13 protein-coding genes are annotated in these 17,284 nt (G+C 45.8%); 8 read left to right on the plus strand and 5 right to left on the minus strand.

Annotated elements, in window-relative coordinates:
* Positions 1-217: 217 nt before the first annotated feature.
* Positions 218-538, minus strand: a complete 321-nt coding sequence (gene metJ, locus H5300_RS20315; protein WP_004729686.1) for a met regulon transcriptional regulator MetJ — start codon at positions 536-538, stop codon at positions 218-220.
* A 208-nt stretch (positions 539-746) separates the two neighbouring features.
* On the opposite strand from metJ, the gene H5300_RS20320 reads away from it, so the two are divergent.
* The 3 genes from H5300_RS20320 to metF all read left to right on the plus strand — a co-directional run bounded on the left by H5300_RS20320 (position 747) and on the right by metF (position 5,517).
* On the plus strand, positions 747-1,928 hold the full coding sequence (locus H5300_RS20320; RefSeq protein WP_029222061.1) for an O-succinylhomoserine (thiol)-lyase: 1,182 nt from the start codon (positions 747-749) through the stop codon (positions 1,926-1,928).
* A gap of 2 nt (positions 1,929-1,930) precedes the next feature.
* Positions 1,931-4,342 (plus strand): bifunctional aspartate kinase/homoserine dehydrogenase II, encoded by a 2,412-nt coding sequence (locus tag H5300_RS20325; protein ID WP_004729684.1) that lies wholly within the window; start codon positions 1,931-1,933, stop codon positions 4,340-4,342.
* A gap of 275 nt (positions 4,343-4,617) precedes the next feature.
* Complete coding sequence (gene metF, locus H5300_RS20330) at positions 4,618-5,517, plus strand: methylenetetrahydrofolate reductase (protein WP_004729683.1); 900 nt, start codon at positions 4,618-4,620, stop codon at positions 5,515-5,517.
* A 115-nt stretch (positions 5,518-5,632) separates the two neighbouring features.
* Here metF and H5300_RS20335 read toward each other — a convergent pair whose 3' ends face one another.
* The 3 genes from H5300_RS20335 to argE form a co-directional block, all read right to left on the minus strand.
* On the minus strand, positions 5,633-6,172 hold the full coding sequence (locus H5300_RS20335; RefSeq protein WP_004729682.1) for a PadR family transcriptional regulator: 540 nt from the start codon (positions 6,170-6,172) through the stop codon (positions 5,633-5,635).
* A gap of 373 nt (positions 6,173-6,545) precedes the next feature.
* Complete coding sequence (gene ppc / locus H5300_RS20340; RefSeq protein ID WP_017077604.1) at positions 6,546-9,182, minus strand: phosphoenolpyruvate carboxylase; 2,637 nt, start codon at positions 9,180-9,182, stop codon at positions 6,546-6,548.
* 251 nt (positions 9,183-9,433) lie between these two features.
* Positions 9,434-10,570: an acetylornithine deacetylase gene (argE, locus tag H5300_RS20345; protein WP_004729680.1), complete on the minus strand. Its 1,137-nt coding sequence runs from the start codon at positions 10,568-10,570 to the stop codon at positions 9,434-9,436.
* 153 nt (positions 10,571-10,723) lie between these two features.
* Between argE and argC the strand changes: the two genes are divergently transcribed.
* The 4 genes from argC (at position 10,724) to argH (ending at position 16,076) form a co-directional block, all read left to right on the plus strand.
* A complete protein-coding gene (argC, locus tag H5300_RS20350) occupies positions 10,724-11,728 on the plus strand; it encodes an N-acetyl-gamma-glutamyl-phosphate reductase (RefSeq protein WP_004729679.1) in 1,005 nt (334 codons plus the stop codon).
* Between the two features lie 12 nt (positions 11,729-11,740).
* Positions 11,741-12,529, plus strand: a complete 789-nt coding sequence (argB, locus tag H5300_RS20355; RefSeq protein ID WP_017091988.1) for an acetylglutamate kinase — start codon at positions 11,741-11,743, stop codon at positions 12,527-12,529.
* A 113-nt stretch (positions 12,530-12,642) separates the two neighbouring features.
* Positions 12,643-13,854, plus strand: coding sequence for an argininosuccinate synthase (locus H5300_RS20360; RefSeq protein ID WP_009848894.1), 1,212 nt, complete (start codon positions 12,643-12,645; stop codon positions 13,852-13,854).
* Between the two features lie 347 nt (positions 13,855-14,201).
* A complete protein-coding gene (gene argH / locus H5300_RS20365) occupies positions 14,202-16,076 on the plus strand; it encodes an argininosuccinate lyase (RefSeq protein WP_004729676.1) in 1,875 nt (624 codons plus the stop codon).
* A gap of 261 nt (positions 16,077-16,337) precedes the next feature.
* On the opposite strand, the gene H5300_RS20370 is transcribed toward argH, so the two are convergent.
* Positions 16,338-16,586 carry a DUF3624 domain-containing protein gene (locus tag H5300_RS20370; RefSeq protein ID WP_102495480.1) on the minus strand — a complete coding sequence of 83 codons (249 nt, stop codon included), beginning with the start codon at positions 16,584-16,586 and terminating at the stop codon, positions 16,338-16,340.
* Positions 16,587-16,673: 87 nt separating this feature from the next.
* On the opposite strand from H5300_RS20370, the gene H5300_RS20375 reads away from it, so the two are divergent.
* Positions 16,674-17,021, plus strand: coding sequence for a RidA family protein (locus H5300_RS20375; RefSeq protein WP_004729674.1), 348 nt, complete (start codon positions 16,674-16,676; stop codon positions 17,019-17,021).
* Positions 17,022-17,284 lie beyond the last annotated feature (263 nt).

Genomic DNA, 17,284 nt, shown 5'->3' on the forward strand with positions numbered 1-17,284 from the left:
ATGCTTTAATGGCTTAATGGCTTAATAGCTTAATAGCTTAATAGCTTAATAGCTGTTGCTCTATTGAGCGAAAAAGAATAATAAAAAACCGACTCATAGGAGTCGGTTTTTTTTATGTCTATCATTCACAGAGCAGCTACCGATAAAGTAGTGGGTGATGTGACAAATAAGGTTCAGTTATAGCGAATCAATATTGAAGGCAGTGACTGAGTTGTTTTTATTCTTCGTCAAACGCTTCGAATTCGATACCCATCTCTGTCATCAGCTTTTTCACTTCAGTCGGGATGTCGTCTGGACGGTCTTTACGGAGATCTTCATCCGTTGGCAGTGGTTGGCCTGTGTACGCATGTAGAAAGGCTTCGCACAGTAGCTCACTGTTTGTTGCATGGCGTAGGTTATTAATCTGGCGGCGAGTGCGCTCGTCAGTAAGAACCTTTAACACTTTTAGAGGGATAGAAACTGTAATTTTTTTTACTTGTTCGCTTTTCTTTCCATGCTCAGCATATGGGCTTATGTATTCACCATTCCAGTCGGCCATTGCGTACCTTCATCACTTTAGTTGTTAGAATAAATTAATAGTGGTGATTTTAGCGGGATTTACTGCCATAAGCAAAGACATATAGACGTCCAGAAGTGTTGACGTCTCACATTTATGAAAGTAAAGTGAATAACATATATCTAACACAGCCGCAGAATGCCGACAAGCCGCTGTGATTCTCAGACGCAAAACTTGTAAGGAAGCATCTATGAGCAGCCGGAAGCCAGCAACAATCGCAGTACGTACTGGTATCGAGTCAGACACGCAACACCATGCCGTTGTCCCACCTATTTATCTTTCGACTAACTATGGGTTTCCCGCTTTTGGTGAAGTGCCAAAGTACGATTACACCCGTTCTGGTAACCCAAACCGTGGTTTATTAGAAACGGCATTGTTTGAGCTTGAATCTGGCAAAGGTGCAGTGGTGACTAACTGTGGCACTTCGGCACTTAACTTGTGGGTATCCGCTTTCTTAGGCGGTGATGATCTTATTATCGCACCACACGACTGCTACGGTGGTACTTACCGCCTGTTTAATACCCGCTCGTTAAAAGGTGACTTCAAAGTTTTGTTCGTTGATCAATCGGATCAAGCAGCGTTGGATGCGGCGATCGCGCTCAAGCCAAAGTTGATCTTAATCGAAACGCCATCGAACCCGTTGGTTCGTGTGGTTGATATTGCAGAGACTTGCCGTAAAGCGAAAGAGGTTGGTGCTCTGGTTGCTGTCGATAACACATTTTTGACGCCTGTGTTCCAAAAGCCTTTAGAGCTGGGTGCTGATTTTGTTATCCACTCAACCACCAAATACATCAACGGACACTCGGATGTTATTGGTGGCGTTGTGGTCACTAAAACTGAAGAGCACGCTGAAGAGCTAGCATGGTGGGGCAACTGTATTGGTGCGACCGGCACACCATTTGATAGTTACATGACTCTACGTGGTATTCGTACGCTAGGTGCGCGTATGCGTGTTCACGAAGAGAGTTCACGTGAAATTCTGACGGCTCTGCAACAACAAGATCTGGTGGGCACTATTTACCACCCAAGCCTTCCTGAACACCCGGGTCACGAGATCGCGAAGAAACAGCAGTTGGGCTTTGGTTCCATGTTGAGCTTTGAGTTTGCGGGCTCTTTTGAAGCACTTAAATATTTTGTAGATAAGTTAGAGCTATTTTCTTTGGCTGAATCACTGGGTGGGGTTGAAAGCCTGATTTGTCACCCTGCGTCGATGACTCACCGTGCGATGGGCGAAGAAGCATTGGCAGAAGCGGGTGTTTCTCAACAACTACTGCGCCTTTCTGTTGGCCTTGAAGATGCGGAAGACCTAATCGACGATCTCAAGCAAGCGTTTGAAAAAACACAACGCTTTATTGCTGAAGGGGAGGTTTAATAATGGCAACCTTTCGCCAGCTACATAAATTTGGTGGCAGCAGTTTAGCGAACCCTGAGTGTTACCAACGCGTGGTCAACATTCTTAGAGAATATTCATCAGCGACGGACTTGGTGGTGGTATCGGCCGCAGGCAAAACAACCAACCGCTTAATTGAGTTTGTTGAAGCGCTCGACAAAGATGGTCGTATTGCTCATGAATGCCTGCAAACCCTTCGTCAGTTTCAACTTGAACTGATTGAGGCTCTGCTTGAAGGTGAAGCTGCCTCGCAACTAACGGCAACCATTCAACAAGAATTTACCGCTTTGGGTGAGCTTACAGCTCCCTTGAGTGAAGCACAAAAAGCACAAGTACTGGGTCATGGTGAGGTTTGGTCTTCACGTTTGTTGGCGACGTTGTTGTGCCAGCATGACTTACAAGCAGTTGCTCAAGATGCGCGTGCCTTTTTACGTGCAGAAGCGGGTGCTCAACCTGAAGTTGACCGCGCACGCTCTTATCCTCTGATTAAAGAAGCCTTGGCGCAGCATGCACATTGCCGCGTGGTAATTACTGGCTTTATGGCTCAGAACTGCGAAGGCGAAACGGTACTGCTTGGTCGTAACGGTTCGGATTACTCAGCAACCGTGATTGGTGCTCTGGCTGAAGTTGAACGCGTGACAATCTGGAGTGATGTGGCGGGCGTATACAGCGCAGACCCTCGTTTGGTTTCGGATGCGTGTTTACTGCCTCTGCTTCGTCTTGATGAAGCGAGTGAGTTAGCTCGTCTTGCGGCTCCAGTGCTTCATAGCCGAACGCTACAGCCTGTCGCTCAAAGTGCTATGGACTTAAGCTTACGCTGCAGCTATCAGCCGGAGGCGGGCTCTACACAGATAGAGCGAGTACTGGCATCGGGGCGTGGTGCAAAAATCATTACCTCTTTGGATGAAGTTCTTATCGTGCAACTGACCTTTGGTCACGGCCATGATTTCGACCGTCTGGAGAGTGAAGTCCTTGAAGGGCTTAAGCGTGCTCAATTAGAGCCGCTTGCTTATGAATTAGAACCCGATCAACACTGCTTGCGTCTTGCTTACACGGAAGAGATTGCTGGTGGCGCTCTGGAATATCTACAAGACCACGCGATTGAAGCTGAGATTAAACTGAAAGAAGGTTTTTCTCTGATTGCTGCAGTGGGTGCGGGTGTGACTAAGAACCCGAACCATTGCTACGGTTTCTACCAGCAGCTCAAGAGCTCGCCGGTGGAGTTTATCTCAGAAGCGAACTCAGGCTTAAGCTTGGTGGCCGTGATTCGTAAGAGTGAAACATCAAGCCTAGTGAAAGGCATTCACTCTCAACTGTTCCAAGCTCAGAAGCGTGTTGCGATTGCCTTGTGTGGTAAGGGCAACATTGGTTCAAGTTGGTTAAGCCTGTTTTCCGAGCAAAAAGCGGAACTTGAAAAGCGTCGTGGGATGAACTTTGAATTGGTTGCGGTGGTTGATAGCCAAACCTATTGGTTTGACGATCAAGGCATTGATGCGACTTCAGTTGGTAAACGTTTTGATGATGAAGCGATTGCTAACAATGGTAACGACTGGCTAGAGCGTTTAGGTTCTATTCAGGGTTACGATGAAGCAGTAGTACTCGATGTAACTGCAAGCCCTGTGCTTGCTGCAAAGTACCTGCAAATTGCACAACAAGGTATCCACCTGATCTCGGCTAACAAGGTGGCTGGCTCTGCATCAAGCGAGTATTACCATCAAGTACAAGATGCTTTCGCTAAGATCAGCCGTCATTGGCTGTACAACGCGACAGTGGGTGCTGGTTTACCTATCAACCACACTGTGCGAGACCTGCGTGAGAGCGGGGACGATATCATTGCTCTGTCTGGTATTTTCTCTGGCACTTTGTCTTGGTTGTTTCAACAGTTTGATGGCACGGTGCCATTCAGCGAGCTGGTTGACTTAGCGTGGCAACAAGGCCTGACGGAACCGGATCCTCGTGCTGATCTGGATGGCTCAGATGTCATGCGTAAGTTGGTGATTCTGGCTCGTGAATCGGGTTTAGATATCGAACCTGAAAACGTCAAAGTTGAATCGCTCGTACCTGCAGAGCTGCAAGAGCTATCAGTGGATGACTTCTTCGATAAAGCTTCTGTTCTAAGCGAAGAGTTGGCTGAGCGTTTGGAAAAAGCGCACTCTCAACAGAAAGTTCTGCGTTACGTAGCGCGTTTGGAGAAGAACGGTAAGGCAACCGTAGGCGTTGAAGCACTGTCTAAAGAGCACGCTCTGGCGAACTTGTTGCCTTGCGATAATATCTTTGCGATTGAGAGTAAATGGTACAAAGATAATCCACTAGTTATCCGTGGCCCAGGTGCAGGACGTGAAGTCACTGCTGGTGCAATTCAATCTGACTTAAACAGAATGTCTAGCCTGTTTTGATTTTCAGATCGGTTGGTTTAGTGTCTAAATAGCATACTATTCACTAAGATAAATAAGGCTGAAAGCACGATGTGTTTGTCAGCCTTTTTTCTACATTATTTCTGCTTTGCGACCCATCTAACGACTTGAGTTTTACTCACGATCTACTTGAGAAAAATTCATAATGGATCTGTTGACATTAAATCGTATTCAATACATTCTACAGACATATAGACGTCTAAACGTCGTTTAAGGATTTGAGTTTTAGTGGTTGCTTTTGCCACAGGGAGAGTAAGATGGGATACACACACGCTAGTCATATCGACGCTTTAAATCAGAATATCGCTGAGCTTTCTGACAACATCAACGTGTCATTTGAGTTTTTTCCACCAAGCAGTGAGAAGATGGAAGAGACCTTGTGGAACTCTGTTCACCGTCTTAAAACACTTCAACCAAAATTTGTATCGGTAACTTACGGTGCAAACTCGGGTGAACGTGACCGTACCCACTCAATCATTAAAGAAATTAAGAACCAAACTGGCCTAGTGGCAGCACCACACCTCACATGTATTGATGCGAGTCGCGAAGAGCTGATTCAAATTGCTGACGACTACTGGGCAAATGGTATTGAAAGCATTGTTGCGTTGCGTGGTGACATTCCAGCAGGCGGCGGTGCGCCAGAGATGTACGCGTCTGATTTAGTCGAGCTGCTTAAATCTCGCCACGATTTTGATATCTCAGTAGCGGCATTCCCTGAGGTTCACCCTGAAGCAAAAAGCGCTCAATCTGATCTAATTAACCTAAAGCGTAAAGTGGATGCCGGTGCTAACCGTGCCATCACTCAGTTCTTCTTCGATGTAGAAAGCTACCTACGTTTTCGTGACCGTTGTGTGGCGGCTGGTGTTGATGTTGAGATTGTTCCGGGCATCTTACCTGTTTCTAACTTCAAACAAGCGTCTCGTTTCGCTGCGATGAATAACGTAAAAGTACCGGGCTGGATGGCGAAGCAATTCGAAGGCTTGGATGATGATCCAACGACTCGCCAGTTAGTCGGTGCGAGCCAAGCGATCGATATGGTTCGTACGCTGAGCCGTGAAGGTGTGAAAGACTTCCACTTCTACACGCTAAACCGTGCAGAAATGACCTACGCACTTTGCCATACTCTAGGTGTTCGCCCACAAGTTGCTGCGCTGTAATTAAGCTTTAGCCTTGTTAAAGCGCTATTTGCTGTAAATCTCAAATCCGATAGATACAAAAAAGGCTTGGACTCTAAGAGTTCAAGCCTTTTGCTTTTCTAGCGTCTAGCTTAACTTAAGCAAGAGCACCAAGTTCAAGCAGTACTTCGTCCGCCCATACAATCCATGCTTCACGGATAAGTAGGTTACGACGAAGAGTTAGACGCTCTAGGCGTGCTTGCTTGTCTAGTGTAGATGGCGTTGCGTAGTAAGCCGCTTCGATTTCTTTGTAGTGAGAAACCAGTTTGCGAGACTCTTCAACTAGCTCAGCAAGTTGTACACGGTAAGCGTCAGCAGGTTGTACAGCACAAGCCATTAGCTTAGCTGAGAACTCGTCACGAACGGTTGGGTGTGCAGTTGGTTGTTCAAACCATTCACCTAGCGCGCCACGGCCTGCGTCAGTGATAGAGTAAACTTTACGATCAGGTTTGCCTTCTTGAGGCTCAAGCACGCAAGTTACCTGGTCGTTCTGAGCCATTTTATTTAGCTCGCGGTAAACTTGTTGGTGGCTAGCTTTCCAGAAGTAACCAATGCTTGAAGAGAATTCTTTTGTGATATCGTAACCAGTAGCATCGCGTGTACTTAAAACGGTTAGAATTACGTGTGGTAATGACATGTCTGAAATCCAAATGGTAAACAGTAAACAAATACTTAGACAACAAGTGTGCTTCTAATGGCACGTTATATTGGTTATGTCTAAGTAGCACCAACTCGGCGGTTGGTTATGTCACCTTACAAAGCCGTTTATCACCTAGGTTGACCAGTTTATAGGTCAAGTTGCTGCAGATTATTTTTTTGGAGTGTTTCCGCAGCGGAGCAGTAGTATATCTAAATAATAAGCATAAAGTAGAATACATGGACAAAATAACCCAAAAAACTGACAAAATACTTACTAGTGGTTATCTGACGAAATAAAAAGGCCGCACATAGCGACCTTTTGTTCTTTTTGTAGATGTAAATGCTGATTAGGTTATAGTAGGAATCACTAATTAACCAGTGTTTCGCATACCTGCTGCAATACCTGCAATCGTCACCATTAGTGCTTCTTCTAGCTCTGCTGGTGGTGTTTCACACTTACGAGTACGGTAAAGCAGTTCCGCTTGAAGCATGTTTAGTGGCTCAACATAGATGTTACGTAGACGAATTGATTCAAGTCCCCAAGGGTCACTCTGCATCAGGTTCTCGTTGTTCTCTACATTTAGTACCGCTTTGATGTCTTTTTGCAGCTGTTCACGCAGTAACTCACCTAACGGCAGCAGTTCTTTATCAACAAGGCGTTGGTCGTAGTACTTCGCAATTTCCATGTTGCACTTCGAGTACACCATTTCCAACATACCTAGACGAGTAGAGAAGAATGGCCATTCGCGACACATCTCTTCAAGTAGCGCTTGATGGCCTTGATCGACTGAGTATTGGATTGCTTCACCTGCACCTAACCATGCTGGAAGTACCAAACGGTTTTGGCTCCAAGAGAAGATCCATGGAATCGCACGTAAGCTTTCTACGCCACCGTTCGGGTTACGTTTTGCTGGGCGAGAACCGAGTGGCAGTTTGCCGAGCTCTAGCTCAGGTGTCGCTTGACGGAAGTAAGGTACAAATTTCTCTTCGCCACGAACTACGTTGCGGTAAGCCTCACAAGAAACTTGAGAAAGCACTTCCATTAGGTCGCGCCACTCTTGCTTTGGCTCAGGTGGCGGCAGAAGGTTCGCTTCTAGAATCGCACTTGCGTATAGGTTGAAACTGTTTACGGCAACATCTGGCAAGCCAAGTTTAAAGCGGATCATTTCGCCTTGTTCTGTTACACGTAAGCCGCCTTTCAAGCTCTTAGGTGGCTGAGAAAGAAGTGCAGCATGCGCTGGCGCACCACCACGACCAACTGTACCGCCACGACCGTGGAATAGAGTCAGTTCAATGCCTTCTTCTTCACAAACCTTAACCAGCTTGTCCATTGCGTCGTATTGCGCCCAACCTGCAGACATTACGCCAGCATCTTTTGCTGAGTCAGAATATCCGATCATCACCATTTGGTGGTTCTGGATAAAGCCACGGTACAAATCGATGCTCATTAGCTGTTTCATTACAGCTTCTGAGTTGTTCAAGTCGTCCAGCGTTTCGAACAATGGACATACGTCCATGCGGTACGGGCAACCACATTCTTGCAGCAGCAAGTGAACAGCCAGCACATCCGATGCTGTACGAGCCATAGAAATTACGTAAGCACCAAAGGCTTCGCGAGGTTGAGCAGCAACGACCTTACAGGTGTCTAAAACCTCTTTGACCTGTTCAGATGGCTCCCAGTCGCGCGGTAGCAGTGGGCGTTTTGAGCTTAATTCATTGGTTAAGAAAGCAATCTTGTCTTGCTCGCTCCACTGGTCGTAATCGCCAATGCCTAGGTAGCGAGTCAGTTCAGATAGGACATCTGAGTGACGTGTACTTTCTTGACGAACATCGAGACGAACTAAATGCACACCGAATGCTTTTAGGCGACGTAGGGTATCAAGCAGAGACCCATCCGCGATTACGCCCATGCCACATTCGTGCAGCGATTGGTAACACGCGTAAAGTGGTGTCCAAAGTTGGTCGATGTTCTGCAGTGTTTCTTTCTTCGGTACTTCAGCATCATGCAGTTTTGCGTCAAGCACTTCTAGCGTGTTGTTCAGCAGAGTACGTAGGCTCTTAAGGATTGCACGGTAAGCTTCGTGCTCATCGCCAGCCAATTCACGAACGGCATCATTACACTTCGTCATCGACAGTTCGGTAATCAGCTCGTTCACGTCACCTAGGTACAGATCAGCGGCTTTCCAGCGAGATAGGCGTAGTACTTCTTTGGTGATGGTGTGCGTTACGAATGGGTTACCATCGCGGTCGCCACCCATCCAAGATGAGAAGTGAACTGGGCGTGCATCAATTGGTAGGCCTTCACCAAGGTAACCTTTTAGTCGGCCATCCATATCACGTAGGAAATCAGGCACGGCTTCCCATAGAGAGTTTTCTACAACCGCAAAGCCCCACTTAGCTTCATCAAGTGGTGTCGGGCGTTGCTGACGAATCACATCAGAGTGCCAACCTTGAGCGATAAGCTGCTCTAGGCGACGTTCGGTTTTCACGCGTTCTTTGTGTGATAGGTCGCTTAATTCCAATTTAGACAGACACTCGTTGATCTTAACCAGCTTGTTGATCATGGTTCGACGAGTGATTTCTGTTGGGTGAGCGGTCAAAACGAGTTCAATGTTCAGGTCGCGAACGGCTTGAGCCGCGTCTAGCTTGCTGATGTCATTTTGATTTAGTTTAGAAAATAGAGATTGCAGCACGTCTGGTTCACAAACATGCTCCTCACAGTGGCGAGAGATGGTGTGGTATTGCTCTGCCATGTTGGTGAGGTTGAGAAATTGGTTAAATGCACGAGCAACAGGAGTGAGTTGTTCGTTCGGCAGGTTTTTGATTTCTTCAACTAGGCTGTCACGGTCAGCTTTGTTGCCTGCGCGGGCGGATTTGGAAAGTTTACGGATAGTCTCCACTTTCTCTAAGATAACGTCACCATGTGCATCTTGGATTGTGTTACCTAGCAAGCGTCCCAGCATGCTTACGTTACTCTTGAGAGCGGCGTATTTCTCGTTCATTGTCATCCTGCCTCGTAAAAAAATTACATCCATTGTTCCTTGTTAAGTACACAATCTAGCGAAAAGTGCTGTATCTAGTCAAATAAAGCATTCTAAGTTTGCAATTATTAGGTTTAAAAATGCGGGAGAAGTAAATTTTTCAAAACTTAGAGAAAAAGTGAAATTTAATTACAAGATCAGGCTGTGTCAGGGATAACAGAATAAAAGCCACCTTTTGGGGTGGCTTTTATACGAAAATATTGGAAGGGAAGTAATAACTAGAAACAATATTTACGGATCGATTTACTCAGAACATCAATTGTTGGGTCAATAAAATCGAAGCTTAAGAACTCATCCGGTTGGTGAGCTTGGTCAATTGAGCCTGGACCTAACACCAAGGTTGGACATAACTCTTGAAGGAAAGGTGCCTCAGTACAGTAGTTCACGGTTTGCGATTCAATTTCACACACCGATTCCATGCCGCCAATAAATGGATGGTCGTGCTGGCACTCATAACCCGGAATAGGTTCGTGCAGTGGAGTAATCTCAATTCTGCCCGGCCATTTTGCTTCCACTTCTTTAAGTGCGCTGCGCAGCATGTTATCTAAGCCATCTAAGCTAATACCGGGCAAAGGACGAACGTCATAGTGTAGTTCACAACAACCACAGATACGGTTAGCGCTGTCGCCACCGTGAATATGACCAAGGTTCAGAGTAGGGCTTGGAATTGCAAAACCTGGGTGATGGTACTCTTTGACTAGCTTGTCACGCAGCTGCATTAAAGCAAACAGCACTTCATGCATGATCTCAATGGCGTTGACGCCTAATGCTGGATCAGAAGAGTGGCCTGATTTACCGGTTACTCGTACTGCGTTGGCGACATGACCCTTATGACCACGAATCGGCACGAGGCTGGTTGGCTCACCAATGATGCAGTAATCCGGTTTAAACGGCGCATTCTCAGTGAAATGACGTGCACCCAACATAGTGGTTTCTTCGTCACAGGTTGCTAATACATAGAGCGGCTTGGTCTGTTTGCTCCAATCCATCTTCTTCGCGGCTTCATAAACGAAAGCGAAAAAGCCTTTCATATCGGCCGTGCCTAATCCGTAGAAGCGGTTGTTGTGTTCTGTTAGTGCGTGAGGATCGAAATTCCAACGTCCTTCATCGAATGGCACCGTATCGCTGTGTCCTGCAAGCAATAAGCCCCCTTCTCCAGAACCCATCTTTGCGACCATATTATGCTTGCCGGGTTCGACCTCTACCACCTCAACACTAAAGCCTACGTCTTTAAACCATTGAGCCATTTTTTCGATCACTTTCTCGTTGCCATGATCCCAGCTTGGATCGGTGGAGCTAATGGAGTCGGTGGAAATTAGGCCTTTATAGACCTCAAGAAAACTCGGTAATTGCATAATAACTTCACTTCTACTATTGACAGGAAAACCATAAGTCGGTAAAACACATATTAAATCATATTTAATGCATAAGAAATCAAATAAAGCTAAAAATTAAGTATGAATAGTCAAATTTGAAATGTAACTTACCTCAAGAATGGATGTGTTGAGATGTTGAAAACCACGATCATTGGCGCAAGCGGCTACACAGGAGCAGAACTGGCTCTAATGATAAATAGACACCCTGAGCTCACGCTATCAGGTTTATATGTCTCAGCCAATAGTGTAGACGCAGGCAAACCTATCGCTGCACTGCACGGTAAGTTAGCTGGCCTGATTGATATGCCAGTGCAACCTTTAACAAATCCGGAAGAAGTGGCTAAACAGTCTGATGTGGTTTTCTTAGCCACTGCACACGAGGTAAGTCACGACCTAGCGCCAATCTTCCTTGAGAACGATTGCCAAGTGTTCGACCTATCGGGTGCATTCAGAGTTAAAGGCGAAAACTTCTATCAAGAGTTTTACGGTTTTGAACATCAACACGAACAATGGCTAGACAAAGCGGCTTACGGTTTAGCTGAATGGAACGAACAAGAAATCAAAGAGGCTCAGCTTGTTGCAGTCGCGGGTTGTTACCCAACCGCATCCCAACTGGCGATTAAGCCTTTGGTTGAAGCGAAGTTACTGGATGAAAATCAATGGCCAGTGATTAACGCGACCAGTGGTGTCACTGGAGCAGGCCGCAAGGCGAGTATGGTCAACAGCTTCTGCGAAGTAAGCCTGCAAGCTTATGGTGTATTCAACCACCGTCATCAACCTGAAATGGCTGCACACCTAGGATGTGATGTGATCTTCACCCCGCACCTAGGCAACTTTAAGCGTGGCATTTTAGCGACTATTACCATGAAACTGGCTGACGGTGTGACAGAACAACAGATACAAGAGGCCTTCGAGCAAGCTTATCAAGGTAAACCAGCTGTGAGATTACTCGAAGAGACATTGCCAAGAATTCAAGATGTAGAACAAACACCTTTCTGCGATTTAGGCTGGAAGGTACAAGGTCAGCACATCATCGTTGTTTCAGCGATTGATAACTTATTAAAGGGTGCATCTAGTCAAGCGATGCAGTGTTTAAATTTACGTTATGGTTTTGCACCATTAACTGCGTTAGTGTAAGGGAATCTAGATATGAGCCTTAATAATCAACCATTAATCATAAAGTTAGGTGGCGCTGCGCTATCTTGTGGTGAAACACTTAGCAAGTTATTTGGTGCGATTTCAGCTTACCAACAGCAGGCACAGCGACCAATCGTGATTGTTCACGGCGGTGGTTACCTTGTTGATGATTTGATGAATAAGTTGAACCTTAAAACCGTTAAGAAAGAAGGGCTACGTGTTACTCCTTATGATCAGATTCCTGTGATCGCTGGTGCGCTAGCGGGCACGGCCAACAAATTGCTTCAAGGTCAGGCGATTAAAGACGGCATCAACGCCGTTGGTTTGAGCCTAGCTGATGGTGGTCTATGTAAAGTCAGCGAGCTAAACCCTGAATTGGGTGCAGTAGGAAAAGCGGAGCCGGGCGACTCAACCGTCCTGCAAGCGATTCTTAATGCTGGTGCACTGCCAATCATTAGCTCGATTGGTTTGACTGAGCAAGGCCAACTGATGAACGTTAATGCAGACCAAGCTGCAGTTGCTGTAGCTGGCGCGCTTGATGCTGAACTGGTACTGCTTTCTGATGTCAGTGGTGTGTTAGATGGTAAAGGCCACCTGATTCCAAGCCTTAATCAGCAACAAGCCGATGACCTTATTAAAGGTAAAGTGATTACCGATGGCATGATCGTGAAAGTACAAGCTGCACTAGAAGCGGCTAATGACCTAGGACGACCAATTGAAGTTGCAACCTGGCGATACCCAGACAAGCTGACACAACTTTTTGCAGGTAAGAGCATAGGAACACAGTTTTTACCTCAGTAGACCTCACTACGAGTGACTACTTAAAGAATTTAGACAAACTAAATAAACATATAATTATGAAGTCATTTCCAACGCTGACCGCCATGTGCAGTATGGAAATTAGGAGAAAGAAAATGAGCAAAGTTAACGTAAAGAAAGTTGTAGTAGCCTACTCTGGCGGTCTAGACACATCAGTAATCATTCCATGGTTGAAAGAGAACTATGACTGCGAAGTTATCGCATTTGTTGCTGATGTAGGCCAAGGCGATGAAGAGCTGATTGGTATTGAAGAGAAAGCAAAAGCTTCTGGTGCGTCTGAATGTTACATCGCTGACTTAAAAGAAGAGATGGTGGCAGATTACATCTACCCAACGTTAAAAACAGGCGCTTACTACGAAGGTAAATACCTACTAGGTACTTCAATGGCTCGTCCAATCATTGCTAAAGCTCAGGTTGAAGTTGCACGTAAAGTCGGTGCAGACGCTCTATGTCACGGCTGTACAGGTAAGGGCAATGACCAAGTTCGTTTTGAAGGCGCATTTGCTGCTCTTGCACCAGACCTACACGTAATTGCCCCTTGGCGTGAGTGGGATCTAGTAAGTCGTGAAGAGTGTCTTGATTACCTCGCTGAGCGTAACATCCCTTGTACCGCTTCTCTTACTAAGATTTACTCGCGTGATGCAAACGCATGGCACATCTCTACAGAAGGTGGCGTACTAGAAAATACATGGAATGCCCCTGATGAAGATTGCTGGGCTTGGACTGTAGACCCAGAGCAAGCGCCAAACGAATCTGAAACAGTGACGCTTAAAGTTGAAAAAGGCGAAGTGGTAGCGGTTGATGGCGAAACAATGACGCCATACAACGCACTGGTTTACCTAAATGAGAAGGGTGCGAAGCACGGTGTTGGTCGTATCGATATCGTAGAAAACCGTCTTGTTGGTATGAAGTCTCGTGGTTGTTACGAAACTCCGGGTGGCACAATCATGATGGAAGCATTGCGTGCAGTCGAGCAATTGGTTCTGGATAAAGCGGCATTCGAATTCCGTGAAGAACTGGGTGTTAAGGCTTCTCACCTTGTATACGACGGTCGTTGGTTCACTCCGCTATGTAAGTCAATTCTTGCAGCAACAGATGAGCTAGCACAAGACGTGAATGGTGAAGTGGTTATCAAGCTTTACAAAGGCCATGCAACGGTGACTCAGAAGCGTTCTGACAACAGCCTGTACTCAGAAGAGTTTGCAACCTTTGGTGAAGATGAAGTTTACGACCAAAGCCACGCTGAAGGTTTCATCCGTCTTTACTCGCTATCAAGCCGTATCCGTGCTCTGAATAGCCAAAAGTAATCCGAACAATGAGTTAGTGAGCTAGTCTTTAGCGAAAGGTTGAAGGCCAGTAAACAGACATCATTATGCAAAGCCCATTTACTATTGATTAGTGAGTGGGCTTTTTGCTTTCTGTTTGTTTAATAAATCAGCTTCGGTTTTTACTGTCGAATGGCATATAATTCGCGCTCCACGCTGAAAATAATCAATGGAATGAACCTCTGGTGAATAAATATGTGAAAATAATGAATTAATACTTTATTTTCATTTTGAATTGCCGTAAGTTTAAACCATCAGAAAAATACTGAATCTTAATCAGAATTATCATTTGCAAAAACAGTGAGCACTGTGCAATTAGGAGATACACAATGGCATTATGGGGCGGTAGATTTACCCAAGCAGCAGACACCCGGTTCAAAGATTTTAACGATTCTCTTCGTTTTGATTACCGATTGGCTGAGCAAGACATTGTGGGCTCTATTGCCTGGTCAAAGGCTCTACAATCGGTCAACGTTCTAACAGAAGAAGAACAGCAAAGACTAGAGCTTGCACTGAACGAGCTAAAACTCGAGGTGATGGAAGATCCTGAACAGATCTTACGTTCTGATGCAGAAGATATTCACAGCTGGGTTGAGCAACAACTTATCGGCAAAGTCGGTGATTTGGGCAAAAAACTGCATACTGGCCGTTCTCGTAATGACCAAGTGGCGACCGACCTTAAACTATGGTGTCGTCAACAAGGCAACCAACTGCTGCTAGCACTTGATCGTCTGCAAAGCCAAATGGTGAATGTCGCTTCTCAGCATCAAGAAACTGTGCTTCCTGGCTACACTCACTTGCAACGTGCTCAGCCGGTAACTTTTGCTCATTGGTGCTTGGCTTACGTTGAAATGCTTGAGCGTGATTACTCGCGTTTGAATGATGCGATTAAGCGTCTAGATACATGTCCACTGGGTTCTGGTGCCCTTGCTGGAACCGCTTACCCGATGGACCGTGAAGAGTTAGCTCACAACTTAGGTTTCCGTCGTGCAACGCGCAACTCTCTAGATTCAGTTTCTGACCGTGATCATGTGATGGAGCTGATGTCGATCGCTTCTATTTCAATGCTTCACCTTTCACGTCTTGCAGAAGATATGATTTTCTACAACTCAGGTGAATCGAACTTCATCGAGTTAGCGGATACCGTGACGTCAGGTTCATCTCTGATGCCACAAAAGAAAAACCCGGATGCGCTCGAACTTATCCGTGGCAAAACTGGCCGTGTTTATGGTTCATTAGCCGCAATGATGATGACAGTGAAAGCCCTGCCTTTGGCGTACAACAAAGATATGCAAGAAGATAAAGAAGGTCTGTTCGACGCTTTAGACACTTGGAATGATTGTATGGAAATGGCTGCTCTTTGTTTTGACGGCATCAAAGTGAACGGCGAACGTACACTTGAAGCAGCGAAACAAGGCTACGCGAACTCAACCGAACTGGCTGATTACCTAGTAGCGAAAGGCATTCCTTTCCGTGAAGCTCACCATATTGTTGGTGTGACGGTAGTGGCGGCGATTGCTAAAGGTTGTGCATTAGAAGAGTTAACCATCGCAGAGATGAAAGAGTTCTCTGAGGTGATTGAAGAGGATGTGTATGACATCCTGACCATTGAATCGTGTCTTGAAAAACGTAGCGCGCTAGGCGGTGTATCACCACAGCAAGTGGCTTACGCGGTTGACCAAGCTGAGAAGCGTTTATCACAGCGTGACACTTCCATCGTGAAGGTTCGTCCTGCTCGTCTGACGGATATTGAAGCGTTGGAAGGCATGGTGGCCTACTGGGCGAACATGGGTGAAAACCTACCTCGTTCTCGTAATGAACTGGTGCGTGATATTGGCTCGTTTGCTGTCGCAGAGCATCATGGTGAGGTGACCGGTTGTGCATCACTCTATGTGTATGACTCTGGTTTAGCGGAAATTCGCTCGCTCGGTGTTGAGGCTGGGTGGCAAGGTCAAGGGCAGGGTACCGCGATTGTGCAGCACTTAGTTGATAAAGCACGACAAATGGCCATTAAGAAGGTGTTTGTACTGACTCGTACTCCAGAGTTCTTTATGAAGCATGACTTCTTACCGACATCAAAATCTCTGCTACCTGAGAAGGTGCTGAAAGATTGTGACCAGTGTCCTCGTCAACACGCGTGTGATGAAGTGGCCTTGGAAGTGAACTTGGTAGAGCAGATCATCGCTAAGGTTAATGTTGCATAAAGCATTGATTTTATAGTCCCTAAAAAAAAGATCAAAAAATTGATCTTTTTTGGGAACAAATTAAGAAAAGTCCGGTCTATTAAAGTACCACTGCTTTTTCTTAGAATTTTCTAAGAAAGCCCTAGAATCGATTGGTTCTGGGGCTTTTTTCTATCTGCTGTTTGGGAAATGATGATGGCTTGCTGAGTCGGGTCATTTTATTGGGTATCTAGCCTTTATCGCTTATCTAGCCTTTATCACTTATCTAGCAAAGTCTCTCTGTTAACGCTTTTTGTTCCTTAAAGGCAGCACCACAAACTTCATTATCCAATGTAACGACAGCAAGCCACTGAATGCGCAAGCGGCCATCATCAAAGCGATGGCATTGATGGTTTTTGGGTCTTCTTTGAAAAACAACCACCATGCTCCCCAACTTAAAATCGACAACACCATCAGCTGATTCATGCAGCGCTGGCAGCGGCCGAGTTTGTTACGGATTTTTTCACTTTTATTGCAATGAATGCATGTCATCTTGGGTTTGATTCGCGTTATGCTTGTTGCCTTGATAATAACACGTCACAAGATATTGGATCACGGTGACACAGAGAGAGAAAGTCGATGATTGAGCGCCAAGAAACCAAACAACGCATGAGCCGTATTGTTAAACACAACGGCACTATCTACCTATGTGGCCAAGTGTGTGCTGATGCAACAAAAGACATCACTGAGCAAACACAAACGATGCTGGATAAAGTGGAAGCCCTACTTGAGCAAGCGGGTAGCGACAAAGAACATATGCTGTCAGCAACGATTTACTTGAAAGACATGAAAGACTTCCAAGAAATGAATGCAGTTTGGGATGCATGGGTTCCAGAAGGTCACGCTCCAGCTCGCGCATGTGTGACGGGCGATATGGCTCGCGAAGCGCTACTTGTTGAGATCTCTGTGATTGCTGCTGAGAAGTAATAGCTAAGCCTTTAGCGACAAGCCATGGCTTCAAGAGATTCCAAATACCTCGTCCCTCGGTTCTGGAATGACGGTTAAGTTTTGGTTTAACTGATGCGTCACTTTGGTCTGCTTCAGCTTAGGTGGGTTTTGAAAATCACCGTCATATATGGACCCACCCAGTTTGCAAGTAATTTTACACGTTTGGTAATAGAGTCATTGCCTTCATATATTCGGCCTATTTATTGAGCACATTATTATTGTGTTCATGGCCCTGATGTAAT

The organism is Vibrio sp. SG41-7 (assembly GCF_014164465.1).
GTDB classification, from domain to species: domain Bacteria; phylum Pseudomonadota; class Gammaproteobacteria; order Enterobacterales; family Vibrionaceae; genus Vibrio; species Vibrio splendidus.

Excerpts from the sequence above, each read along its gene's own strand:
- argC (WP_004729679.1), top strand. The coding sequence starts at position 10,724 with ATGTTGAAAACCACGATCATTGGCGCAAGCGGCTACACAGGAGCAGAA.
- H5300_RS20375 (WP_004729674.1), top strand. The coding sequence starts at position 16,674 with ATGATTGAGCGCCAAGAAACCAAACAACGCATGAGCCGTATTGTTAAA.
- H5300_RS20335 (WP_004729682.1), bottom strand. The coding sequence starts at position 6,172 with ATGTCATTACCACACGTAATTCTAACCGTTTTAAGTACACGCGATGCT.
- metJ (WP_004729686.1), bottom strand. The coding sequence starts at position 538 with ATGGCCGACTGGAATGGTGAATACATAAGCCCATATGCTGAGCATGGA.
- argH (WP_004729676.1), top strand. The coding sequence starts at position 14,202 with ATGGCATTATGGGGCGGTAGATTTACCCAAGCAGCAGACACCCGGTTC.
- argE (WP_004729680.1), bottom strand. The coding sequence starts at position 10,570 with ATGCAATTACCGAGTTTTCTTGAGGTCTATAAAGGCCTAATTTCCACC.
- H5300_RS20325 (WP_004729684.1), top strand. The coding sequence starts at position 1,931 with ATGGCAACCTTTCGCCAGCTACATAAATTTGGTGGCAGCAGTTTAGCG.
- H5300_RS20360 (WP_009848894.1), top strand. The coding sequence starts at position 12,643 with ATGAGCAAAGTTAACGTAAAGAAAGTTGTAGTAGCCTACTCTGGCGGT.
- H5300_RS20320 (WP_029222061.1), top strand. The coding sequence starts at position 747 with ATGAGCAGCCGGAAGCCAGCAACAATCGCAGTACGTACTGGTATCGAG.
- argB (WP_017091988.1), top strand. The coding sequence starts at position 11,741 with ATGAGCCTTAATAATCAACCATTAATCATAAAGTTAGGTGGCGCTGCG.
- metF (WP_004729683.1), top strand. The coding sequence starts at position 4,618 with ATGGGATACACACACGCTAGTCATATCGACGCTTTAAATCAGAATATC.
- ppc (WP_017077604.1), bottom strand. The coding sequence starts at position 9,182 with ATGACAATGAACGAGAAATACGCCGCTCTCAAGAGTAACGTAAGCATG.
- H5300_RS20370 (WP_102495480.1), bottom strand. The coding sequence starts at position 16,586 with ATGACATGCATTCATTGCAATAAAAGTGAAAAAATCCGTAACAAACTC.